The organism is Pantoea sp. (assembly GCF_032114055.1).
GTDB lineage: Bacteria > Pseudomonadota > Gammaproteobacteria > Enterobacterales > Enterobacteriaceae > Pantoea.
Map to the genome: position 1 here is coordinate 113,815 of NZ_DAMCTB010000008.1, position 23,515 is coordinate 137,329.

Annotated in this window: 22 protein-coding genes; 16 read left to right on the top strand and 6 right to left on the bottom strand. The window is 57.8% G+C overall.

Annotation, left to right across the window (positions count from 1 at the left end):
* Positions 1 to 541: 541 nt before the first annotated feature.
* Entirely contained in the window at positions 542 to 1,351 is an 810-nt protein-coding gene (locus RT657_RS14290; protein WP_313655345.1) for a 5'-nucleotidase, lipoprotein e(P4) family, read from the bottom strand.
* A gap of 106 nt (positions 1,352 to 1,457) precedes the next feature.
* On the opposite strand from RT657_RS14290, the gene RT657_RS14295 reads away from it, so the two are divergent.
* Complete coding sequence (locus RT657_RS14295; RefSeq protein ID WP_313655244.1) at positions 1,458 to 2,186, top strand: polyphenol oxidase family protein; 729 nt, start codon at positions 1,458 to 1,460, stop codon at positions 2,184 to 2,186.
* A 182-nt stretch (positions 2,187 to 2,368) separates the two neighbouring features.
* On the top strand, positions 2,369 to 4,387 hold the full coding sequence (locus RT657_RS14300; protein WP_313655245.1) for an NADPH-dependent 2,4-dienoyl-CoA reductase: 2,019 nt from the start codon (positions 2,369 to 2,371) through the stop codon (positions 4,385 to 4,387).
* Here RT657_RS14300 and rlmG read toward each other — a convergent pair whose 3' ends face one another.
* Positions 4,388 to 5,506, bottom strand: a complete 1,119-nt coding sequence (rlmG, locus tag RT657_RS14305; RefSeq protein WP_313655246.1) for a 23S rRNA (guanine(1835)-N(2))-methyltransferase RlmG — start codon at positions 5,504 to 5,506, stop codon at positions 4,388 to 4,390. It abuts the gene before it with no gap.
* Between the two features lie 85 nt (positions 5,507 to 5,591).
* Between rlmG and RT657_RS14310 the strand changes: the two genes are divergently transcribed.
* Positions 5,592 to 6,095, top strand: coding sequence for a M48 family metallopeptidase (locus RT657_RS14310; RefSeq protein ID WP_111142020.1), 504 nt, complete (start codon positions 5,592 to 5,594; stop codon positions 6,093 to 6,095).
* Here the strand turns inward: RT657_RS14310 and RT657_RS14315 are convergent.
* Positions 6,092 to 7,780 carry a chloride channel protein gene (locus RT657_RS14315; RefSeq protein WP_313655247.1) on the bottom strand — a complete coding sequence of 563 codons (1,689 nt, stop codon included), beginning with the start codon at positions 7,778 to 7,780 and terminating at the stop codon, positions 6,092 to 6,094. The genes RT657_RS14310 and RT657_RS14315 overlap by 4 nt on opposite strands.
* Before the next feature lie 146 nt (positions 7,781 to 7,926).
* Here RT657_RS14315 and RT657_RS14320 point away from each other — a divergent pair, with 146 nt between their 5' ends.
* The 3 genes from RT657_RS14320 (at position 7,927) to sstT (ending at position 11,604) form a co-directional block, all read left to right on the top strand.
* Positions 7,927 to 8,913, top strand: coding sequence for a Gfo/Idh/MocA family oxidoreductase (locus tag RT657_RS14320; RefSeq protein WP_313655248.1), 987 nt, complete (start codon positions 7,927 to 7,929; stop codon positions 8,911 to 8,913).
* A gap of 254 nt (positions 8,914 to 9,167) precedes the next feature.
* Positions 9,168 to 10,136 carry a TerC family protein gene (locus RT657_RS14325; RefSeq protein ID WP_313655249.1) on the top strand — a complete coding sequence of 323 codons (969 nt, stop codon included), beginning with the start codon at positions 9,168 to 9,170 and terminating at the stop codon, positions 10,134 to 10,136.
* 235 nt (positions 10,137 to 10,371) lie between these two features.
* Positions 10,372 to 11,604 (top strand): serine/threonine transporter SstT, encoded by a 1,233-nt coding sequence (sstT, locus tag RT657_RS14330; protein WP_313655250.1) that lies wholly within the window; start codon positions 10,372 to 10,374, stop codon positions 11,602 to 11,604.
* Positions 11,605 to 11,877: 273 nt separating this feature from the next.
* On the opposite strand, the gene RT657_RS14335 is transcribed toward sstT, so the two are convergent.
* From RT657_RS14335 to uxaC, 3 genes are read right to left on the bottom strand one after another with little or no spacing between them, the layout of a single operon-like run.
* Positions 11,878 to 13,368: an altronate dehydratase family protein gene (locus RT657_RS14335; protein ID WP_313655251.1), complete on the bottom strand. Its 1,491-nt coding sequence runs from the start codon at positions 13,366 to 13,368 to the stop codon at positions 11,878 to 11,880.
* Positions 13,369 to 13,372: 4 nt separating this feature from the next.
* Entirely contained in the window at positions 13,373 to 14,821 is a 1,449-nt protein-coding gene (locus RT657_RS14340) for a tagaturonate reductase (protein ID WP_313655346.1), read from the bottom strand.
* A gap of 2 nt (positions 14,822 to 14,823) precedes the next feature.
* On the bottom strand, positions 14,824 to 16,239 hold the full coding sequence (gene uxaC, locus RT657_RS14345; protein ID WP_313655253.1) for a glucuronate isomerase: 1,416 nt from the start codon (positions 16,237 to 16,239) through the stop codon (positions 14,824 to 14,826).
* 398 nt (positions 16,240 to 16,637) lie between these two features.
* Here uxaC and RT657_RS14350 point away from each other — a divergent pair, with 398 nt between their 5' ends.
* The 10 genes from RT657_RS14350 to RT657_RS14395 all read left to right on the top strand — a co-directional run bounded on the left by RT657_RS14350 (position 16,638) and on the right by RT657_RS14395 (position 23,401).
* Positions 16,638 to 17,942: an MFS transporter gene (locus tag RT657_RS14350; RefSeq protein ID WP_313655254.1), complete on the top strand. Its 1,305-nt coding sequence runs from the start codon at positions 16,638 to 16,640 to the stop codon at positions 17,940 to 17,942.
* Between the two features lie 86 nt (positions 17,943 to 18,028).
* On the top strand, positions 18,029 to 18,805 hold the full coding sequence (exuR, locus tag RT657_RS14355; protein WP_313655255.1) for a transcriptional regulator ExuR: 777 nt from the start codon (positions 18,029 to 18,031) through the stop codon (positions 18,803 to 18,805).
* A 322-nt stretch (positions 18,806 to 19,127) separates the two neighbouring features.
* Positions 19,128 to 19,802: a DedA family protein gene (locus RT657_RS14360; RefSeq protein ID WP_128086559.1), complete on the top strand. Its 675-nt coding sequence runs from the start codon at positions 19,128 to 19,130 to the stop codon at positions 19,800 to 19,802.
* Positions 19,802 to 20,149 (top strand): EnvZ/OmpR regulon moderator MzrA, encoded by a 348-nt coding sequence (gene mzrA / locus RT657_RS14365; protein WP_313655256.1) that lies wholly within the window; start codon positions 19,802 to 19,804, stop codon positions 20,147 to 20,149. The genes RT657_RS14360 and mzrA overlap by 1 nt, the downstream gene beginning before the upstream one ends.
* A 191-nt stretch (positions 20,150 to 20,340) precedes the next feature.
* The gene (locus RT657_RS14370; protein ID WP_313655257.1) at positions 20,341 to 20,715 is read left to right on the top strand and encodes a DUF1090 domain-containing protein; all 375 of its coding nucleotides are present in this window, start codon (positions 20,341 to 20,343) and stop codon (positions 20,713 to 20,715) included.
* Between the two features lie 35 nt (positions 20,716 to 20,750).
* Positions 20,751 to 21,056, top strand: coding sequence for a YqjD family protein (locus tag RT657_RS14375; RefSeq protein ID WP_111139262.1), 306 nt, complete (start codon positions 20,751 to 20,753; stop codon positions 21,054 to 21,056).
* A 2-nt stretch (positions 21,057 to 21,058) separates the two neighbouring features.
* Positions 21,059 to 21,454, top strand: a complete 396-nt coding sequence (locus RT657_RS14380) for a phage holin family protein (RefSeq protein WP_313655258.1) — start codon at positions 21,059 to 21,061, stop codon at positions 21,452 to 21,454.
* Positions 21,454 to 21,738 (top strand): YqjK-like family protein, encoded by a 285-nt coding sequence (locus RT657_RS14385; protein ID WP_313655260.1) that lies wholly within the window; start codon positions 21,454 to 21,456, stop codon positions 21,736 to 21,738. Before RT657_RS14380 ends, RT657_RS14385 begins: the two co-directional genes overlap by 1 nt.
* A gap of 201 nt (positions 21,739 to 21,939) precedes the next feature.
* A complete protein-coding gene (locus RT657_RS14390; protein WP_313655262.1) occupies positions 21,940 to 22,350 on the top strand; it encodes a DoxX family protein in 411 nt (136 codons plus the stop codon).
* A 76-nt stretch (positions 22,351 to 22,426) separates the two neighbouring features.
* Complete coding sequence (locus RT657_RS14395; protein WP_313655264.1) at positions 22,427 to 23,401, top strand: glutathione S-transferase family protein; 975 nt, start codon at positions 22,427 to 22,429, stop codon at positions 23,399 to 23,401.
* Positions 23,402 to 23,515: the final 114 nt, after the last annotated feature.

Consider the following 23,515-nt stretch of genomic DNA (forward strand, 5'->3'; position numbering starts at 1 on the left):
CAAAGTGTTTCGGCTGACCCGTGAAGGGGTAAGCCGCCAGGTAATTAAGAACTGAGTCACAGAAAAAGGTTATAGACGTTAACCATTGCTAATGCACGAGCAATATTTTACAGCGCGTTAACATCAGCGACTTTGTCAACCTGGTGTCAGTAAAAGTCAGCGAAAAGTAAATTTAATTAAGTAGCAGAAGCGAAGCTAAATATAAAAAATGAATGGTTAATTCATTAAAATCATATATTTATTTTAATTCAGATTAATAAGTAAAGTTATCACTGACAAATAAATACAATCAGTAACGCAGGGGATATTCTTTACTTCCCGCACCGGCTGGCTTTTTACCAGGATTACTCTTAATTAAAAAATTAACCATTAGCAGGATTCACCAGCTTAATTGCGAAAAGCCAGTTTAATCCACCTGATTTGAGTTAAGAATAAAGCGGGAGATAATTAATTTCATTTGCAGGGATATAGTGACGGCGGTAAGTAAATCAGGACCGGAAATTATCAGAGCCTGAATGCTCAGGCTCTTTTCCTTGACGAATTATTTACCGTTCCAGCTCTGCAGACGCGACTCCCGCACCGACAGCTGCTGTTCCGGGGTCAGCTTGTTGTAGTTTTCCGCCATGCCGCTCTCCCAGTCACCGTAAAGCGGGTTTGGCAGCACGATGAACTGTGTACCAAAACGCTGGTGGTTGAGGTTAACAAAATCGCGCCGCTGCTGATTACCCTGATGCCAGGTAGCCCCACCGAAATCGTTGAGGTTATCTCCGACGTAGAGCACCACGTTATAGCCGGCATTTTTGATCGCATCGAAACGCGCCTGCTTGTTGGAGCTGTCGGTATTCAGACGCACCGTCTTTTCGCTGACGTCAGGGAAACCGAGCTGCTGCATGTTGGCGACGGTGGCGGCGTAATCTTTCTGGTCGCGGTTCGAGACATAGAACAGCGTGCCGCCGTTTTCGGTGACGTGACGGGCGAACTCAACGGCGCCAGGCACCGCTTTCGCCTGCCGCGCCTGTGTCCAGGCTGACCAGGTTTTGCTGCTGAACGGCTGACCGTTCTTCGCCTGCCATGCACTGTAGGCGCTGTTATCCAGCATGGTTTCATCCAGATCGACAATGACCGCTTTGGGTTTGCCGGTCAGCGAAGGCGCCTGATCAAAGGCCATGCGCGCGGCATTAAAGGCCTGCCAGGTCAGCGCCTGATATTCGCCAGACTGCTGGAACCAGTTGGCTGCCAGCACCGATTGCTGGCCGAGCTGCTGCTGCGCGGTCTGCTGTGCTGAGGGAGCACAGCCGGTCAGCAACAGCGCGACCAGACCGGATGCAGCGAGTTTTGCGGAGGTTTTCATCATTTCATCCTTAATGTGAGAAAGGGCTTGGGAGAAGCTTCAAAAATGTAGCAGTTAACGTAAGCTGTGGGCAGCCCAACGCATGCTGTTATAACAGGAGATTCTTATGGCCGTGAACCCGCACTCGCCGTTGCTCGACGCGCTGACGTGGCTCGATTATGCGTTTCAGCCCGCCGGTGAGCCGCCGCCCGTCGATGCCGCCTATGGTCATCAGCGCCACAGCGCGACCGTGGTCAGTGACAGTGAGAACATCCCCCCTAAAAGCTGCGAGTCGGATGGCGTGATCGCCAGCGGAACGCGCCCGGTCGCCGTTTACACGGCGGATTGCCTGCCCGTTCTGTTTGCCGATCGTGAAACAAAAATCGTGGCTGCGGTGCATGCCGGACTCAAGGGCACGCTGGCGGGCGTCCTGACCCGCGCCGTGGAAAAACTGTGCGAGCAGGGCTGCGCCCCGCAGAATCTGGTGGTAGCGATCGGTCCGGCGATGGGGCCCTGCTGCTATGAGCTGGCTGAACCGCAGCGGGCGGCGATCGCGCAGAATCCGGCCTTTACCCGCGGGCTGCGCTGGCATCAGCACCAGCCGGTCAATCGGCTGGCGCAACGTCCGCAGGCCGTTGCCCACCAGCAGGGGGTCTGGTTCGATCTGCCCGCGCTGGCGACACAGATGCTGACAGAAGCAGGCGTGCCCGCTTCGCAGATCGACAATGTGAATGTCTGTACTTACTGCATGGCAGAGAGCGGCTCCAGCTACCGCTTTAACACCCACTTCGGCAGCGGCTATCGCTCACGCTTTTCGTGGATCCGCCGACGCCCGATGCCGGACGATGCGGCGTAACAGGGGGACTCCCGCCACTGGGCTGACCGCACACAGGCGGAAGGCCCGCGTGAGCTGCCCTGACCCGCTTGTCGCCCGCCGATGTTTTTGATTTCACTCACAGCCTGACACTCTTTCACTTTTTTTTAACCGGGAAGTGGCTAGAGTTAACTCATCCGACCACTTCATGCTGAGTCACGCTTATGCCTGCGAATACCGCCTACCCTGCGCTGTTTACCCCCCTGGATTTGGGTTTTACCCGTCTGAAAAACCGTTTTCTGATGGGATCGATGCACACCGGTCTGGAAGAACATCCGGAGGGGGCCGCGCGGCTGGCGGCGTTCTACGGCGAGCGGGCGCGCGAGGGTGTCGCGCTGATCGTTACCGGCGGCATTGCCCCGAATCCACAGGGAGTCACCACGGCGCATGGCGCCATGCTTACCGACGAATCACAGTGTGACTGGCACCGGCAGATCACCGGGGCGGTGCATCAGCATCAGGGAAAAATCGCGCTGCAGATCCTGCATACCGGTCGCTACAGCTATCAACCCGACCTGGTCGCCCCTTCCGCCCGTCAGGCTCCGATCAACCCCTTTACGCCACAGGCGATGAGCGAGGCGGCGATTGAACAGACCATCGATGACTTTGCACGCTGCGCCCGGCTGGCGCAGCAGGCGGGCTACGATGGGGTGGAGATTATGGGGTCTGAGGGCTATCTGATTAATCAGTTTCTGGTGAAGCACACCAATCAGCGTAGCGATCGCTGGGGCGGGGACTTTCAGCAGCGGATGCAGTTCGCGCTGGCGATTACCCGCGCCGTGCGCGCCGCGACCGGCGACGCCTTTATCATTATTTTCCGCCTGTCGATGCTCGACCTGATCGAAGAAGGCAGCACGCTGGCGGAGACGCTGCAGCTGGCGGGCGAGCTGGAGCGGTGTGGCGTCACGCTGTTCAACACCGGCATCGGCTGGCACGAAGCGCGTATCCCGACCATCGCCACCTGCGTGCCGCGCGCGGCCTTTGCCTGGGTGACGCAGCGGCTGCGCGCCCATGTCTCTGTGCCGGTCATCGCCACCAACCGCATCAACCACCCCGCTGTCGCCGAGTCGCTGCTACAGTCAGGCTGCGCTGACATGGTGTCGATGGCGCGCCCTTTTCTTGCCGATCCCGCCTTTGTCAGCAAAGCGGAGCGCGGCGAACCGGACAGCATCAATACCTGTATCGCCTGCAACCAGGCCTGCCTGGATCAGGTCTTCGCCGGTAAAATAGCGTCCTGCCTGGTCAATTCCCGCGCCTGCCATGAATCACTGATGCCGGTCGTGGCCAGCGCCGCACCGCGCAGGCTGGCGGTGGTCGGTGCAGGCCCGGCCGGGATGGCGTTTGCCCTGCAGGCGGCACAGCGCGGCCATCAGGTGACACTCTATGACGCCGCACCGGAAATTGGCGGTCAGTTTAATCTCGCCCGGCAGATCCCCGGTAAAGCGGAGTTCAGCGAAACGCTGCGCTATTTCCGCTATCAGCTGGCGGCTGCGGGCGTGACGATTAAAACCGGCTGTCGCGTCGATGCAGATCGGCTGAGTGACGCCGATGAGGTGGTGCTGGCGACCGGTATCCAGCCGCGCACCCCGGCCATCCCGGGCATCGATCACCCCAGCGTGCTGAGCTACCTTGAGGTGCTGCGCGATAAGCGCCCGGTGGGCAAGCGGGTGGCGATTATCGGCGCTGGCGGCATTGGTTTCGATGTGGCGGAGTATCTGTCGCAGCCTGCAGAGGATGCGGATCTGGCGGCGTTTTATGCGGAATGGGGCATCGACCACAATCTGACGCAGCGTGGCGGCATCGTGAAGCCTGAGCCGCCTGCCGCGTTACGGCAGATCTGGCTGCTGCAGCGGCGCTCAGGCAAACCGGGGGCCGGGCTGGCAAAAACCACCGGCTGGATCCATCGGGCCAGTCTGCAGATGCGCGGCGTTGAGATGTGGGGCGGCGTGGAGTATCTGAGAATTGATGATGAAGGCCTGCATCTGCGGCGCAACGGGGAAACCCTGCGGCTGGCGGTGGATAATGTGATTATCTGCGCCGGGCAGGAGCCGCAGCGCGAACTGGAAGCCGCGCTGCGCGACCGGGGCCAGAGAGTAACCATCATCGGCGGGGCTGACGTGGCGCAGGAGCTGGATGCGCGCCGCGCCATTGCGCAGGCGACCCGGCTGGCTTTGACGATCTGATTAACGCATCTTTACCGCACGCAGCACCACAAACTTCTGGTTGGAGGCGATCAGCGTGCAGTTACCAAACATCTTCTTCAGCTTGTGGTGATAATCCAGGTGGCGGTTGCCGACAATGCGCAGTTCGCCGCCATACTGGAGCGTGCGTTTGGCATCACGGAACATCTGCCAGGCCAGATGGTCGGTGACCGCGTGCTGCTGATGGAAAGGCGGATTGCAGAGCACCGCATGCAGCCGATCAGACGGATAGCCGCTCAGCACGTTGTTCACCTTAAACTGGCAGCGATCCCGATCTTCCGGACGGTTCAGCTCCACGTTCAGCTGGCTGGAGGCGACCGCCATGTAGGACTCATCCAGGAAATGCACGTCCGCCTGAGGGTTCTGCGCCAGCGCCATCAGCCCCACCACGCCGTTGCCGCATCCCAGATCGACAATCTCGCCCTCAATGTTTTCCGGCAGATGCTGTATAAACAGCCGTGCACCGATATCCAGCGAAGCGCGTGAGAACACGTTGGCGTAGTTGTGGATCTGATACGGAGTGCCATCCAGCGGCCAGGCCAGCGTTGGCTTCGCCTCGCGCAGCGCGGGCCGGGTGAACTGGCTGAAGATCAGACGCGCTTTTTTCCACGCCAGCGAGGTGCGGGTTTCACCGATAATCTGTTCGAACAGCTGCAGAGTCGAGTTATGGATCTCTTTAACACGTGCCGCCGCCAGAATCACCGTATCAGGGGTCACCACCTCACGGATGGCGCGCAGCTGATGCTCCAGCAGCGCCAGGGTTTTCGGGACTTTGATCAGCACCGCCGCCGGCGCCGCTGGCAGTTCGGCCAGGCTATCCACAAAGTGAACGTCACCGTCGTCCATGTCATTGAATTTCAGGTTCTGACGCGCCGCCTGCTGGCTCAGCCAGGAGTCGCTGACGTGCCAGACGGGGCGTGGATTCAGCGCGCAGGTCAACGCCCCGAAACTGTCGTTGAACACCAGCACCGGTCCCGCTGGCAGCGGCTGCTGCAACAGGTATTCATCAGCCGCGTCCCAGGCTTGTAATGGACTTTCGTCACGCATCTGCGGGAAACGATGCAGGATCAGTGTGCGATCGTTCAGTTCAGGTTGGCTCATGAATTCTCCGGCGTGGTACACTTTGATTAATTTTCGCCCCGATAAAAAGGGCGCGCAGTATACTCTTTTTCGCCTGGAATCCCTAATGTCCCAACTCATCTACCTTCAGGGTTATCCTGCCCCGCTGCTTGAGCAGGTTCAGACGCTGATAGCCCACCAGCGCTTAGGTGCGTTTCTGCAGGAACGCTACCCCGACACCCATGATGTCATGAGCGACAAGGCGCTGTATGACTATACTCAGGCGCTGAAGAACCGCTATATGCGGAACGCTCCGCCGATCAGCAAAGTGATGTGGGATAACAAAATCAAAGTGATGAAGCACGCGCTGGGGCTGCACACTGCCATTTCACGGGTGCAGGGCGGTAAGCTCAGGGCGAAAGCGGAGATCCGCATCTCCACCTTTTTCCGCCTCGCACCCGAGCCGTTTCTGCGGATGATCGTGGTGCATGAGCTGGCGCACCTGAAAGAGAAGGATCACGACAAAGCGTTCTATCAGCTCTGCTGCCACATGGAGCCCGACTATCACCAGCTCGAATTTGATGCGCGCCTCTGGATGACCGACCAGGCGATGCGCGGCAACGCTGCTTAAAGAAACTCCTGCGCTTTCTGGATCAGACTGGTTTTGGTCAGTGCCCCCAGAAAGCGTCGCTCTTCAGGATTGTTAAGCACTGGCAGCCGCTCCAGCGTGACGGCCGCAAAGGCTTCCCACCCCTCGCGCATACTCTGATTCTGCCAGACCACCGGGAAATCCTGATCCATCACGCACTGCACCGGTGAGTCGAGCGTAATCTCCTGCGCCAGCACCCGGCGCGCGATCTCGTGAATCGACACCACGCCAAGAAAGGCGCCTGCTGCGTTAATCACATAGACGTAGCGTTCACGCTTCAGCGAACTGACCGCCAGCGCCTGCCCTACCGACTCCTCCGGCTGCAGCGCCGCCCCCGGAATAATCAGCTCTGCAATGCGCATATTATCGAAATCATATTTCGCTTCTGAACGGCTGAAGTGATGACTCACTACCGGATAGGTACTGGCGGATTGCAGGCGATAGACGACCATCGACGCCAGCACCGTGGCGATCATCAGCGGGAATAGCAGGCTACTGTTGAGCGTCATCTCCAGCACCATCAGCATCGCCATCAGCGGGGCCTGGCTGACCGCCGCCAGCACCGCCGCCATGCCGATGGCGGCATAGAGCAGCACATTGCCGAGCGGCAGATGCAGCGCCGCGCCGACGGTGGCGAGCGCCACGCCCAGCAGCGCACCAATCAGCAGCGACGGGGTAAAGAGGCCGCCCACTGCATTTGACCCCACCGACAGGCTGGTGGCGACCGTTTTCAGCACCAGCAGTAACAGCAGTCCCGGCAGCAGATAGTCGCCCGCCATCACTTTAACGATCACCTCGTAGCCATTGCCGAGAATGTCGGTGGAGATCAGCGCCAGCAGGCCGACGGCGAATCCGCCTGCACCCAGCCGCAGCGGCAGCGAGGCAATCCGGCTGAAGAGCAGTTTGCTGCGGGCGATGCTTTTGATGACGATCCAGCCCGCCAGACCGGCGCTCAGACCAATCACCACCGTCATCATTAGCGTGCTGAGGTCCATGGTGAAATCGGCCTCCGCCAGCGGATAGAGCGCACTGCGAAAGCCCAGCGTCCACATTGTCATCACCGCCGTGGCGGAGGCGATAATCAGCGGGATCAGCCGCTGCAGCGCAGAGATGCCGAAAGCGATCTCTGCCACAAAAATCGCCGAGGCCAGCGGCGCGTGGTAGACCGACGAGAGGCCGGCCGCCGCCGCCATCGCCACCACGTCGCTGTTTTTCAGATTCATTGATGCAGGTAACAGGCGGCCAATCGCGCTGCCACAGAGTGCCGACAGCTGTACCATCGGCCCCTCTTTACCTATCGACGCGCCGCTGCCAATACTGGCTATCGACGACAGCGCGCGAAACAGCGAGGTCCGGGTAGGCACCGCATCGAGCCGGGCATTAATCACTTCCAGGTAATCGGTTTTTATCGTCTGCTGCTGTTCAAGGGCGACCGCATAACGCAGAAAATAGCCGGCCAGTACACCGCCCGCCCCCACCAGCAGCGGCCAGAAGATCCACGGCCAGAGCGTGAGGGATTCGGTAATGTCGCCGCTGCGGGCAAACAGCAGATGGTTGATCAGCTCAATCACGCCACGAAATGCCAGCGTGACCAGCGACGCCGCGCACCCGACCGGAATGGCGATTAAGAATGTGGTCCAGTTTAATGCGTGCTTACTTGCTTTCACCTGCGCTCCCTGGTTGCTGCCTGAAAAGGGTCGCGTCCGCATAGTAGTGGAATGCAGATCGCAGGATCACGCTCTGCCCGCCCGGCGCCATTGCGCAGCGTGGCGGAGATGTTACTCTGCCGTTTTACTGCTGCCGGAGAGATGACGTGATTCGTTTTGCCATTGTGGGAACAAATTGGATTACACGCCAGTTTATTGATGCTGCTCATGAAACCGGCGCGATGACGCTGCACGCGGTTTACTCACGCAGCCAGTCACAGGCCGACGCGTTTATGGCTGATTATCCCTGCCAGCAAACCTTTACCTCGCTGGCGGCGCTGGCCGCCTGCCCGGAAGTCGATGCGGTCTATCTGGCCAGCCCCAACGCCCTGCACTGTCAGCAGGCGCTGCTGTTTATGTCGCACGGCAAGCATGTCATTTGCGAAAAGCCGCTGGCGTCAAATCTGGCAGAAGTGGAACAGATGATCGCCTGCGCCCGTGAACATCAGGTCGTCCTGTTTGAGGCTTTCAAAACCGCCAGCCTGCCCAACTTCCACCGCCTTCGGCAGGCGCTGCCTGATGTCGGCAAGCTGCGAAAAGTGCTGCTGAACTACTGCCAGTACTCCTCACGCTATCCGCGCTATCTCAAGGGTGAGCACCCGAATACCTTCGATCCACGCTGGTCGAATGGCTCCGTGATGGATATTGGCTATTACTGCCTGGCCGCGGCGGTCACGCTGTGGGGTGAGCCCCAGCGTGTGCAGGCCAGCGCAACACTGCTGGAAAGCGGCGTGGATGCACACGGCGTCGTGGTGCTCAATTACGGCAATTTTGACGTAACGATCCTGCACTCCAAGGTCAGCGACTCCAGCCTGCCCAGCGAGATTCAGGGGGAAGCGGGCGCACTGGTGATTGAGAAGTTAGCGGAGTGCCAGCAGCTGATCTTTGCACCGCGTGGCGGCGAAAAGCAGTTGCTGAGCGAGCCGCAGCATAGCAACACAATGCGCTACGAAGCCGCCGACTTTGCCCGGCTGGTTGAGCAGCGTCAGGTGGACCATCCTGCGCTGGCAGTGTCGCGCACCACGGCGGCACTGCTGACGGCGATCCGCGGCCAGACCGGCGTGGTCTTCCCGGCGGATCGGGCTGCTGTGTAAATATTTCTAAATATGACTGAGAACGATTGCTTCCTGAGCAATGAAACCGTAACGTACTCTCCTGTAAAGGGGAGTAACTTGTAAGCTGATTGATCGTCACTACGTTGCGAAAGCATCCGGTCATCAGGCAACCCGGAATCGATTTCTGTGTTGTAAGTGAGACCTTGCCGGAAGGCGAGGTTTGCTTACAGAAAAATAAGCGGCTGATGTCTTCTGACTTTGGCCGTTTTTTTATTTTAAGACAGGATACGACTATGCAGACTGTGGGTACGCCTCTTCTCTGGGGCAGCTTTGCGGTTGTGGTGCTGATCATGCTGGCTATCGACCTGCTGCTGCAGGGACGCCGTGGTGCGCAGACCATGTCTTTCAAACAGGCGGCTGTCTGGTCGCTGATCTGGGTTTCCGTTTCACTGCTGTTCAGCGCCGCTTTCTGGTGGTATCTGGCGGGCAGCGCAGGCCGTGAGGTCGCTAACACGCAGACGCTGGCGTTCCTGACCGGCTATGTGCTGGAGAAGGCGCTGGCGGTAGATAACGTCTTCGTCTGGCTGATGCTCTTCAGCTACTTCTCCATTCCGGCTAACCTGCAGCGCCGCGTGCTGATCTACGGGGTGCTGGGCGCTATCGTGCTGCGAACCATCATGATATTCGCCGGTAGCTGGCTGGTGACGCAGTTCAGCTGGATCCTCTATGTGTTTGGTGCCTTCCTGCTGTTTACCGGCGTGAAGATGGCGCTGGCGAAAGAGGATGACAGTGCGGTGGGCGACAAACCGGTAGTGCGCTGGCTGCGCAGCCATTTACGCATGACCGACGATCTCGACGGCGAGAAGTTCTTTACCCGCAAAAATGGTGTGCTGTTTGCGACGCCGCTGCTGCTGGTGCTGATCATGGTGGAACTCAGTGACGTGATCTTTGCGGTCGACAGTATTCCGGCGATCTTTGCCGTGACTACCGACCCGTTTATCGTCCTGACGTCAAATCTGTTCGCGATTCTGGGTCTCCGCGCCATGTACTTCCTGCTGGCTAACGTAGCGGAACGCTTCTCGATGCTGAAATATGGCCTGGCGATTGTGCTGGTGTTTATCGGCTTCAAGATGCTGATTGTCGACCTCTATCATATCCCGGTCGGTATCTCACTGAGTGTGGTTGGCGTGATTCTGGCCTCAACCCTGCTGATTAATGCCTGGGTCAACCGCAAAAGAGACCAGAAAAGGATCTCACCATAATTACCTGCAGGGGCAACGGATGCCCCTGTTTTATTTTGCGGCGTCCAGCCCCGACATTTCATCCCTCTGTCACACTTCCACTATCCAGCATAATAAAAACCCGACCTCCGCCACAGCGACAGAATTTTCTCTTTTCTCGTCCGATCTTTTCCTTATACTCCGCCGGGCAAACCGTTTTAGCCGATGCAAAACATCGCGCCTGAAACTACATCCGCGACAGAATATAGAAACTATTATGCAGAAAACTCTCTCCTCACGTCTGGGCACGCTGCTCGCCGGAAGCCTGGTGAAGCAAATCATGATTGGGCTGATCGCCGGTGTGGCGCTCGCCTGGATTTCACACGATGCCGCGCTGGCGGTGGGTCTGCTGGGTGAACTGTTTGTCAGTGCGCTGAAAGCGGTCGCGCCGGTGCTGGTTCTGATGCTGGTGATTGCCTCGATCGCCAACCACCAGCAGGGCCAGAAAACCAATATCCGGCCAATTATCATCCTCTATCTGCTGAGCACCTTTTTCGCGGCGGTCGTCGCAGTGGCCCTCAGCCATCTGATGCCGCAGACGCTGACACTGGCCGTAGGTAGCACGGAGATCGTGCCGCCTTCCGGGATCACGGAAGTGTTACGCGGCCTGCTGATGAGCATGGTGTCGAACCCGATTACCGCCCTGATGCAGGCTAACTATATCGGTATTCTGGTCTGGGCCGTTGGCCTGGGGCTGGCGTTTCGCCACAGCAGTGACACGACCCACGCCTTACTGAATGATGCTTCAGAGGCGGTAACCTGGCTGGTCCGCTGCGTTATCCGCTGCGCGCCGATCGGCATTTTTGGCCTGGTGGCGTCAATTCTGGCCTCAACCGGCTTTGGCGCGCTGTGGCAATATGCCCATCTGCTGGCGCTGTTACTGGGCTGTATGCTGCTGATGGCGCTGGTCGTCAACCCGATGCTGGTGTTCTGGAAAATCCGTCGTAACCCTTATCCACTGGTCTTTACCTGCCTGCGTGAAAGCGGCGTCACCGCCTTCTTTACCCGCAGCTCTGCCGCCAACATTCCGGTGAATATGGCGCTGGCAAAGCGTCTTGGCCTGAATGAGGATACCTATTCGGTGTCGATTCCACTGGGCGCAACCATCAGTATGGCGGGCGCCTCGATCACCATCACCGTGCTGACACTGGCGGCCGTGCATACGCTGGGTGTCAGCATCGATGTGCCGACGGCGATTCTGCTGAGTCTGGTGGCGTCACTCTGTGCCTGCGGCGCATCGGGTGTGGCAGGCGGTTCACTGCTGCTGATCCCGGTGGCCTGCAATATGTTCGGCATCCCGAATGACCTGGCGATGCAGGTGGTGGCTGTCGGCTTTATCATCGGCGTCCTGCAGGATTCAGCAGAAACCGCACTGAACTCCTCAACCGATATTCTGTTTACTGCCGCCGTCTGTCAGGCAGAAGCGGAGCGCGAAACCAGCCGGGCTTAATCTTACAGATAGCTCACCCGCTCAAAGAGCGGGTGGCGGCGTCCGAAGAGCAAAGCGTCCCGCGCCAGGGACAAAAACGCCGGGAGCGTTTTTGAACAACGCAAAGCGTTGGCCCGGCAACGGGCGCACCTCAGGGATGAGGTGCGTAATTGCGCGGGCCGGGCGAGCAGGGATGCTTTAAGCGACTTTGCGGTCTAACTCCGCCACCCGCGACGGGCACAGAATTAACCGACGGGGATGGCAATGCCAGAGTTGCCATTTTTCACCCGAAAATCAGAGCGTTACACCGCTCTTAAAAATCGCCAGTTCACGGAAATCGTTCTTCTCATTGTTGGTCAGCTCACCGCTGGCAATCGCGACAATGCGGTCAACAAAATCTTCCAGCATTGCCTCCATACTCATTCCTTCGATCAGCCGGCCGGCATTAAAGTCGATCCAGTGCGGTTTCTTCTCCGCCAGCGGCGTGTTGGTCGCCAGCTTCACCGTCGGCACAAAACCGCCATAAGGCGTGCCGCGCCCGGTGCTGAACAGCACGATATGACAGCCGGCGCCCGCCAGGGCGCTGGTGGCGACGGCATCATTGCCCGGCGCACTCAGCAGATTCAGCCCCGGCGTTTTTAACCGCTCGCCATACTTCAGCACATCGACCACCTGGCTCTGCCCCGCTTTCTGGGTACAGCCCAGCGACTTCTCCTCCAGCGTAGTAATCCCGCCCGCCTTATTACCCGGTGACGGATTCTCATAGATCGGCTGCTGGTGATCGATAAAGTACTGTTTGAAATCGTTGATCATCGCCACCGTTTTGCTGAAGGTTGCTTCGTCGCGACAGCGGCTCATCAGAATCTGCTCCGCGCCGAACATCTCCGGCACTTCAGTCAGGACGGTGGTGCCGCCGTTGGCGATCATCTGATCGGAGAAACGGCCCAGCAGCGGGTTGGCGGTGATCCCGGATAATCCATCTGAGCCGCCACACTCCAGACCAAACTTCAGCTCACTGAGCCTGCCGGGTTCACGACGGTCGTGACGCATTTTCTCATAGAGCGCATGCAGACGTTCGACGCCGGCCTCAACCTCGTCGTCATGCTGCTGGCATACCATAAACGCCACCCGGTCGCTTTCAAACGCGCCCAGGGTGTCGCGAAACGCATCGACCTGATTGTTTTCACAGCCCAGGCCAATCACCAGTACCGCGCCCGCATTGGGATGGCGCACCATGTTCTGCAGCATGGTGCGGGTATTCTCGTGATCCTGCCCCAGCTGTGAGCAGCCAAAGGTATGGCTAAACAGAAATACCCCGTCGATCCCTTCTGCCTGCTGCGTCTCTTTCAGAAAGCGTTGCTGGATCTGGCGCGCAATGCCGTTAACACAGCCGACGGTGGGCAGGATCCACAGCTCATTGCGGATGCCAACCTCGCCGCTGGCGCGACGATAGATCTGCACCTCGCGATCGCCCGGCTGCGGCGGCAGCGTCACGACGTCGGGCTGATATACGTAGTCGTCCAGGTCGCTGAGATTGGTGCGGGCGTTCTGCGAATGGATCAGCTCACCTGCAGCGACAGGCTGCGTGGCGTGAGCAATCGGCAGCCCATATTTTATTACCAGCGCATCCTGCGCGATCGGCTGCAGGGCAAATTTATGCCCGCGCCCTACCGCCTGCTGCAGCACCACGCGTTGTGGCGGCAGGTCGACGGTGGCTCCCGCGTCTAAGTCCCGTAATGCCACCGCGACGTTATCGCGGGGATCGATCTTAATGGCATCTTGCATCGCGTTATCTCAGTTGGTTCAGCGCCTCACGCATCCCGTGAGCGATGATATTTTGCAGGTGTTGAGTGACCTGTTCAGCCAGTCCGGGCTGACGGGTTAAATCCTGGCCCCAGTGCTGCGCGTTGCCGAGTACGCCATGCACCAGTTGCGGCAACGCATGCGGGTCAGCATCACAGGCTTTCCAGGCTTCAGCGTAAAAGGCTAACCAGTGCGGCTCATCCTGCAGCGGCCACGTCTTTCCGTCTGATGCGCCGCGATAAAAAGCGATCAGCGCCGCCAGGGCAAAGGTGATATGCGTCGGCCATCTGCCGGTTTGCTGATGGTCAGCAAGCAGCGGCGTCAGCAGGCGGGTGCGGAACTTGGTCATGCCATTCAGGGCAATCGACAGCAGCGCGTGGCGAATAAAGGGATTGCGGAAACGGCGCACGACCGCATCGGCAAACCTCTGTAGCTCCGCTGTTGGCAGATCCAAAGTCGGGATCACCTCGTGACGCAGCAGCTGATCCACAAATCCGGCGATCGCCGGATCGGCCATCGCCTCCCCGACGCTCTCAATACCGGCCAGAAACGCCACCGGCACCATCGCAGTATGCGCACCGTTAAGGATGGCGACCTTCTGCGCTTTGTAGGGCGCAATATCATCCACATGCCGGATCTGCGGCGATAGCGCCGCCAGCTTCAGTTCGCTGAACAGCGCCGACGGCCCCTGAATCACAAACTGGTAGTAGACTTCGCCCGCCACCAGATAGCGATCTTCATAGCCCAGCGCGCTCTGCAGCGGCTCACTCTCTGCCGGAAAACCGGTCACGATGCGGTCCACCAGGGTGTTGTAGAAGGCACAGTCCTGATTAACCCAGGTTTTAAATTCTGAGGGCAGATGCCACAGGTCGGCGTAGCGAAGCACCAGTTCGCGCAGGGTATCGCCGTTGTGATCTATCAGCTCACACGGCACCACCAGCCAGCCCCGGTCGCGGGCGCCGCTGAAGTGGGTATAGCGCGCCCACAGCAGCTGCGTCAGTTTGCCGGGATAACTGCTGGCGGGCGCGTCAGAGAGCCGATCCGTCTCGCTGAAGGTGATGCCCGCTTCGGTGGTGTTGGAGAAGACCATGCGCAGGTCAGGATTACGGGCCAGCGCCATAAAGGCGTCATGCTGCTGCCAGGGCTGGATCTCGCGGTTGAGGCTGCGGATCAGCCGGGTTTCGCTGCTCGGCTCGCCCCGATCGTTCAGCCCACGGATCAGCGTGGTGTAAAGGCCATCCTGTTGATTCAGGCTGTCACTGACCTCACGGTTGCGCGGCCGTACCACCACGATTCCGGCATCAATACCCTGATGTTCGTTCAGCCAGTCAATCTGCCAGTCGATAAAAGCACGCAGAAAGTTGCCTTCGCCGAACTGGATAATGCGGTCGCGGTAGACCGGCCCTGGAAAGTCGTGGCGGTTCAGCCTTTTCATCATCAGGCCCCCAACTCAATGCCGAAGTAATCACGGGCATTGTCGAAGCAGATATTCCGGACCATCTGGCCTAACAGCGCCTCGTCGGCCGGTGCCTCGCCCCGCTCAACCCACTGGCCGATCATCTGGCACAGTAACCGGCGGAAATATTCGTGGCGGGTGTAGGAGAGGAAGCTGCGGCTGTCGGTCAGCATGCCGACAAAGCGACTCAGCAGGCCGACCTGCGCCAGCTGCGTCATCTGGCGCTGCATCCCATCCAGCTGATCGTTGAACCACCAGGCTGAGCCGAACTGCATTTTGCCCGCCTGACCTTCACCCTGAAAATTGCCTGCCATGGTGGCCAGCACTTCGTTATCGCGCGGGTTCAGGCAGTAGAGGATGGTTTTAGGCAGCGCGTTGTCACGGTTCTGGGCACCCAGCAGACGCGCCAGCGGCTCTGCCAGCGGCTGATCGTTGATAGAGTCAAAGCCCACATCCGGCCCCAGCAGCTGAAACTGGCGTGGGTTAGTGTTGCGCAGTGCGCCGATGTGATACTGCTGCACCCAGCCGCGACGGGCATATTCGCTGCCCAGCCAGACCAGCACGGCAGTTTTGAACTGTGCCGTCTCCTGTGGGTTGGGCGCGGCACCGCTGCGGCGGCGCGCCAGAATCGCATCCAGCGTGGCATCATCCGCCTCGGCATAACAGACCACATCCAGCGCGTGATCCGAAATTCTGCAGCCGTGCGCGGCGAAGTGATCCAGCCGCTGATGCAGCGCGCGGCGCAGATCGTCGAAACGCTGCACACTGATGTCCGTCCGCTGCTCCAGTAATTCAATCCACGGCAGGAAGGTCTCCGCTTCAATGTTAAACGCTTTATCCGGTCGCCAGCTCGGTAACACTTTGACGCTGAAGCTGGCATCCTCTGCCATCGCGCGATGGTGCCGCAGGTCGTCGAGAGGATCGTCAGTGGTGCCCACCATCCTGACGTTCATCTGCTGCATGATGCCGCGCGTGGTAAAGCTCTCCTGCGCCAGCAGCGCATTGCAGCGATCCCAGATGCTGTCGGCTGTTTTCTCTGAGAGCAGCGTGCCGGTGATGCCAAAAGGCCGGCGCAGTTCAAGATGGGTCCAGTGATAGAGCGGGTTGCCGATGGTGTGCGGCACGGTGCGCGCCCAGGCATCAAATTTTTCGCGGTCGCTGGCGTCTCCGGTGATCAACGCCTCAGCCACACCGTTGGCGCGCATCGCCCGCCATTTGTAGTGATCGCCTTTCAGCCAGATATCATAAAGGTTGGCGAAGCGATAATTTTCGGCAATCTGCTGCGGAGGCAAGTGGCAGTGATAGTCGAAAATCGGCTGATCTTTCGCATAGTCATGATAGAGACGACGGGCGAATTCACCCTCCAGCAAAAAATCCTCGGTCATGAAACGTGACATACATCCATCCTCATCTGCTGAACCACGAATGGTCCAAAGTTATCATACCAATTCTGTTGCGTTACCGATTTGTTTGCGATCCTGCTCACATAAACCACGCTATCGGGCGCCCGCTATGGACATTTCTGTCGCCGCCTGCGCGCTAAATGGCTGTCATTACGCAGGTTTCCAGTATCCCACAGTGCAGAAAGGGTTTTTGTGATAGCTCTCAACTTTTAAAGTTGTATAACAAGTTAGTCTCCCGACCTGTCGTGAGCACGCTGACGACGGACAAATGGCAAGGTCATAACAGGGTTGCTTAAACAGAACCTGCGGGCGTGAGCAATCTGCATCACGTGCAGTCCCGCTCCAGATAACAACAGCGGCAAGACCGCATACAGAACTGGAAGAGGTAGAGGATGCGTAAGATCAAAGGGTTGCGCTGGTATATGATTGGGCTGGTCACGCTCGGCACCGTGCTGGGGTATCTGACCCGCAACACGATCGCCGTGGCCGCTCCGACATTACAGACAGAGCTGCATATCACCACGCAGCAGTACTCCTACATTGTGGCGGCCTACTCCGCCTGCTACACGCTGATGCAGCCGGTCGCCGGTTATGTGCTGGATCTGCTCGGCACCAAAATCGGCTATGCGATGTTTGCGGTACTGTGGGCAATATTCTGTGCCGCCACCGCCATGGCGGGCAGCTGGGGCGGCTTCGCGCTGGCACGCGGCGCGGTCGGTGCGGCAGAAGCCGCGATGATCCCGGCAGGCCTGAAAGCGAGCAGCGAATGGTTTCCGGCCAGGGAGCGGTCGGTGGCGGTAGGCTACTTCAACGTCGGTTCTTCTATTGGCGCGATGCTGGCTCCGCCGCTGGTGGTCTGGGCGATCATGGCGCACAGCTGGCAGATGGCCTTTATTATTACCGGCGTACTGAGTATGGCCTGGGCGCTCTGCTGGCTGATTTTTTACAAGCACCCCAAACAGCAGACAAAACTCAGCGACGAAGAGCGCAACTACATTATCTCCGGTCAGGAAGCGCAGCATCAGACTGGCAACACCCGTAAGATGTCGGCGCTGGAGATTATCCGCAATCGTCAGTTCTGGGGCATTGCGCTACCACGTTTTCTGGCAGAACCGGCGTGGGGAACGTTCAACGCCTGGATTCCGCTCTTCATGTTCAAGGTTTATGGTTTCAATCTCAAAGAGATCGCCATGTTTGCCTGGATGCCAATGCTGTTTGCGGACTTTGGCTGCATTCTGGGTGGCTATCTGCCGCCGCTGTTTCAGCGCTGGTTCGGCGTTAACCTGATCGTTTCCCGTAAGCTGGTCGTGACGCTGGGCGCCGTTCTGATGATCGCGCCCGGCACTATCGGCCTGTTCACCAGCCCCTATATCGCTATCGGGCTACTGTGCGTCGGCGGCTTTGCGCATCAGGCGCTGTCGGGTGCGCTAATTACCCTCTCCTCTGACGTGTTTGGCCGCAACGAGGTGGCGACGGCTAACGGCTTAACCGGCATGGCCGCGTGGACCGCCAGCACCCTGTTTGCGCTGGTGGTCGGTGCGCTTGCTGATACGCTGGGCTTCAGCCCGCTGTTTGCCGCGCTGGCAGTGTTCGATCTGCTGGGTGCCGTGGTGATCTGGACGGTGCTGAAGAATAAACCGATCTCAGAGCTGAATGCTGAGCCAGTTATTCCACAGGCCAGCGCCGTACGCAGCTAATCTGTCGGGCTGGCGCAGGCCAGCCCATTTCCTCGCCCCGCCTGAAGTGGTATAACAACTTATCTGTCTGCTATCAGGATTGTGCTATGGACCTCACCGAATCCCGTCGACTCTATCAACAGCTGGCCAGCGCGCTGAAAAGCCGCATTGAAACCGGGATTTATCAAGTGGGCGACAAGCTGCCTGCTGAACGCCTGATTGCCGAAGAGATGGAAGTGAGCCGCACGGTGGTTCGCGAAGCGATTATCATGCTGGAAGTGGAAGGCTATGTGGAAGTGCGCAAAGGATCCGGCATCCATGTGATTGCCAGCCAGCAACAGAATCGCATCGCCGTCAGCAGCAGCCAGCTGGAGTTCGCCACCTTTGGCCCGTTTGAACTTCTTCAGGCCCGCCAGCTGATTGAGAGTAATGTAGCCGAGTTCGCCGCCACCCAGGTCACGCGGCAGGACATTATCGACCTGATGGCGATTCAGGAAAAAGCCCGCCAGGAGGATCACTTCCGTGACTCCGAGTGGGATATGCAGTTTCATGTCCGCATCGCCCAATCCACCCAGAACAGCGCCTTAGCCGCCATCGTTGAAAAAATGTGGCTGCATCGCCTGCACAATCCTTACTGGCTCAAACTTCACGAGCACATCGACCAGCGCAGTATTCTTAGCTGGTGCGACGACCACGATCAGATCCTGAAAGCACTGATGCGCAAAGATCCTGCCGCCAGCAAACTGGCGATGTGGCAACATCTGGAAAATACTAAGCAGATGCTGTTTAACGCGACGGCGGATGACTTCGAGTTTAACGTGGATCGTTATATGTTCAGCGAGAACCCCGTCATCCTGCCAGAAGGGTCTGACCACGCCCGCTGAGTGCGCCAGAGGCCCTCTGAAAGGGTCAGTTAATCTGCAATAGTGTCAGGACGTGTAAAGCTCCTTTTTACAGGTCATTTCACAAGGTAAAACTCCTGTCTGTCAGAGAGTTTTCCTGTCTCAGACAGGCGAATTTTGTTACAGTTATCGCCCTTTTATTACCCTTTGCGACAGGGGGTTATAAAGTCGCTGATTTAACAATCAATTCTGGAAGGATCCGGAAAATCCCGCCCAGGCTGTGCTCCTAAAATTTATAACGAAATGCCGGTCTGCGTTCAGGTCCCTGTGGGACATGTTTAACAATGATGTTCAGGAATGATTGATGGATATTTTGCAAGCGTTGCTGCATGCCCTGTGGCAACAGGATTATGAAACCCTTTCCGATCCCGCGCTGGTATGGGCCATTTACGGCGTGCTGTTTATGATTCTGTTCCTGGAAAATGGCCTGCTTCCTGCGGCGTTTCTGCCGGGCGACAGCCTGCTGATTCTGGTGGGCGTGCTGATTGCAAAAGGCACCATGAGTTTCCCGTTGACCATCCTGGTATTGACCACGGGCGCGAGCCTCGGCTGCTGGGTGAGCTATATCCAGGGGCGATGGCTGGGCAATACGCCGACCGTACAGAAGTGGCTCTCTCACCTGCCCGCCCAGTACCATCAGCGCGCGCACAGCATGTTCCACCGCCACGGTTTATCGGCTCTGCTGATTGGCCGCTTTATCGCCTTTGTGCGTACGCTGCTGCCCACCATCGCCGGTCTGTCCGGTCTCAGCAATGCCCGCTTCCAGTTTTTCAACTGGGTAAGCGCCTTTCTGTGGGTTGTGATTTTAACCGTTATCGGCTTTGCGCTGGGTAAAACCCCGATTTTCCGGCGTTATGAAGATGAGATGATGTTCTTCCTGATGATGCTGCCACTGGCGCTGCTGGTGTTTGGTCTCGTCGGGTCCCTTGTCGTTTTATGGCGTAAGCGTCAGGCGAATCAGAACGGGAAAGCCGAGTAATGAAACTGCTACAGGCTGTTCATAAACGGTGGCGACCGTGGCTGATTGCTGCTGCCTTTGCGCTGGTCGCGCTCTGTCTCATTCCCGGTCTGATCAAGCACGAAACGGTAGTGCAGATTCGGGTTTCCCATGCCGGAGCGACGCTGCCCGATGGGTTTTATCTTTATCAGCAGTTAAGCGCGCAGGGCATCCGTATCAAAAGCATCACGCCTGCGGGTGATGCGCTGGTCATCCATTTTGATAGCGAAGAGCAGAGCCTGGCGGCGCAAAAAGTCCTGCGCCGTCTGTTGCCGCAGGGCTTTATCGTGGCGCAGCACGATCACTCTCAGCACCTCTCTCTGGCGTAATCGCCTGATGCCGCCTCTTTCACGCCGCCACACTGTCATGGGGTGGCGTGAAAGAGGCCCTATCTCCCGGTCTTCTTTGAACTTTTTACTATCGCTGTCTATGCTTAAGCGAGAGTCGATCCTCAGCACCCGAAATCAGACGATTACGCCAGTGATGACGGATCAGGTCGCAAAGGAAGGGTCCAGGACCGATGAAATATCAATTTTTACTGGGTGTCGCAATCTTCTCGCTGTCGGGCTCACTGCTGGCCGCTGAAACGCTGTGCCAGCAGAAAGAGCAGGATATTCAGCGTGAAATTGGGATGGCGCAGAAGCACAACAACCAGCGCCGGGTGAACGGCCTGGAGCGTGCGCTAACAGAAGTCCGGGCTGACTGCAGCGATAAAAAACTCGAAGCAGCCCATCTGGAAAGAATTAACGCGCAGAAACAAACAGTGGCAGAGCGCGAGCGCGCACTCAGGGAAGAGCGCGAAGAGGGCCATGACAGGGAGAAGATTGCCAAAAGAGAACAAAAGCTGGATGACGCGCGCCGGGAGCTGAAAAAGTTACAGGCGGAGCCCTATTAATCGGAATTAACCAACTGATGTTAAAGGAGTATTTTATGTCTAAAGACACATCGTCGGAACATTTGCGTGCTGAGCTAAAAAACCTGGCGGATACGCTGGAAGAAGTGCTGAGCAGCGGTACTGAAAAATCCAAAGGCGAGCTGGATAAATTGCGTAACAAAGCGCGTGTGGCGCTGGACAGCTCGCGCGAACGTCTGGGCGAATCAGGTGAACGCATTGCGGCGACCACCCGCGAAGCGGCGCAGAAAGCGGAAGGCTACGTGCGTGAAAATCCATGGCATGGTGTGGGCATCGGTGCAGCGATTGGCGTCGCACTGGGCATGCTCATTTCGCGTCGTTAATTATGACTGACTCACAGCAGAACCACGGCCCGGCGAAAGGGGTCATTAACATCGGTCAGCGCATTGTGACCACGCTGGTGGGTATGGTTGAGACGCGTGTCCGTCTGGCAGTGGTGGAACTGGAACAGGAAAAAGCAAACCTGATACAGCTGCTGTTGATGGTGGGCCTGACCATGCTGTTCACAGCATTTGGTCTGATGAGTCTGATGGTGTTGATTATCTGGGCGGTAGACGCGCAATACCGCCTGATGGCCATTGGCATCACCACGGGCACACTGTTCCTGCTGGCGCTTATCTTCGGACTCTGGACGCTTCACAAAACACGTCAGTCCACGCTGTTGCGCCACACGCGCAAAGAGCTGGAAACCGACCGTCAATTGCTTGAGGAGCAGCGCTGATGAGCCGCCGCGAGCGTGAAGAACGCATCCATGAACTGCTTAAGCATGTGCAGCAGCAGCGGCTGGACCTGAGCGCAGCGCGGCGTGACTGGCTGGAAAGCACCGCCCACTACGATCGCGGCTGGTTTACTTTCCTCAGCTTACGTCGCTATCTGGCTATCGGCAGCAGTGCGCTGGCCGTCTACTCCATCCGCAGCCCCAACCGGCTGCTACGCTGGGCAAAACGGGGCTTCGGCGCCTGGAGCACCTGGCGTATGATCAAATCCGCGACATCATCGCGCTAATCCTGCTAAAAGCCGGCCCTGAAAGGCCGGTTTTTTTTCATCAGAATTTCTGAAAAACATTGACAGTATATCTCGCTTACAACCTTTTCACTGCGCGACTATCATCTTCAGCCATCACCCCAATGAACGCAACACTGCTTTCAGCGGGCATAAATCCTGCGGGCAACCTGCCCTGCATCACTGATAGCGCTGGAGTAAATGATGAAAAAATTCGAAGATACTGGTCTGTTACTGGCTCGCATCCTGATGCCAATCCTGTTTATTACGGCGGGCTGGGGCAAAATTACCGGTTATGCCGGTACACAGCAGTATATGGAAGCGATGGGCGTGCCTGGCTTTATGCTGCCGCTGGTGATTCTGCTGGAGTTCGGCGGCGGCCTGGCTATCCTGTTTGGTTTCCTGACCCGTTTTACTGCCCTGTTTACCGCAGGTTTCACCATCCTGACGGCGTTTCTGTTCCACAGTAACTTTGCCGAAGGCGTCAACCAGCTGATGTTTATGAAGAACCTCTCTATCGCTGGTGGTTTCCTGGTATTGGGTCTGGTGGGGCCTGGCGCATACAGCCTTGACCACCTGATCAGCAAAAGAAAACTGCAGGCCGTTGCGCACTAATCTCACGTCATGCGTAATGCCACATATACTTAGCAGGGCGGGGAAATTTCCCCGCCCTGTTTGCATTGGAGCCATTATGGGACAGTTAATTGACGGTGTCTGGCATGACACCTGGTATGACACCAAATCTACCGGCGGACGATTTAAACGTTCAGAGTCGGCGTTTCGTCACTGGGTTACAGCGGATGGCAGTGCCGGTCCGACTGGCGACGCGGGATTCACCGCCGAACGCGACCGCTACCATCTTTATGTCTCGCTGGCCTGCCCGTGGGCGCACCGCACCCTGCTGATGCGTCAACTGAAAGGACTGGACAGCATGATCGATGTATCCGTTGTCCATCCCCTGATGCTGGAGAACGGCTGGACCTTCGATGACACTTTCGAAGAGGCGACCGGCGACAAGCTCTATCAGAACGAGTTTCTCTATCAGCTCTATCTGCACGCCGACCCGCAGTACAGTGGCCGCGTCACCGTGCCGGTTTTGTGGGACAAGCAGCAGAACACCATCGTCAGCAATGAGTCGGCAGATATTATCCGCATGTTCAACAGCGCCTTTGATGCCGTGGGTGCGCGTGCCGGTGACTACTATCCCGCCGCACTGCGTCAGAAAATCGATGAGCTGAACGGCTGGATCTACGACACCGTGAACAACGGGGTCTACAAGTCGGGCTTTGCCACGTCGCAATCCGCCTACGATGAGGCCGTCACCGCCCTGTTCCATTCGCTGTCGCGGCTGGAACAGATTTTAGGTCAGCATCGCTACCTGACGGGTGACCAGCTGACCGAAGCGGATCTCCGACTCTGGACCACACTGGTGCGTTTCGACCCGGTCTATGTGACTCACTTTAAATGCGATCGTCACCGGATTTCTGATTACAGAAATCTTAGTGGCTTCCTGCGCGACATCTACCAGATGCCGGGTATCGCAGAGACGGTCAGCCTGCCACATATCCGTCACCACTACTATTGCAGCCACAAGACCATCAACCCGCACGGCGTCATTTCGCTGGGGCCGGCATTTGACTGGGACGAACCGCATGGCCGCGGTTAAATCTTATTAGCGTTAAAAGCAAAAACCCCGCAAAAGCGGGGTTTTCAGTAAAAGCCGACGCTGACCGTTAAGCCGCATTCTTTCATGGCGAGCGTCGTGGACAGTCATTCATCG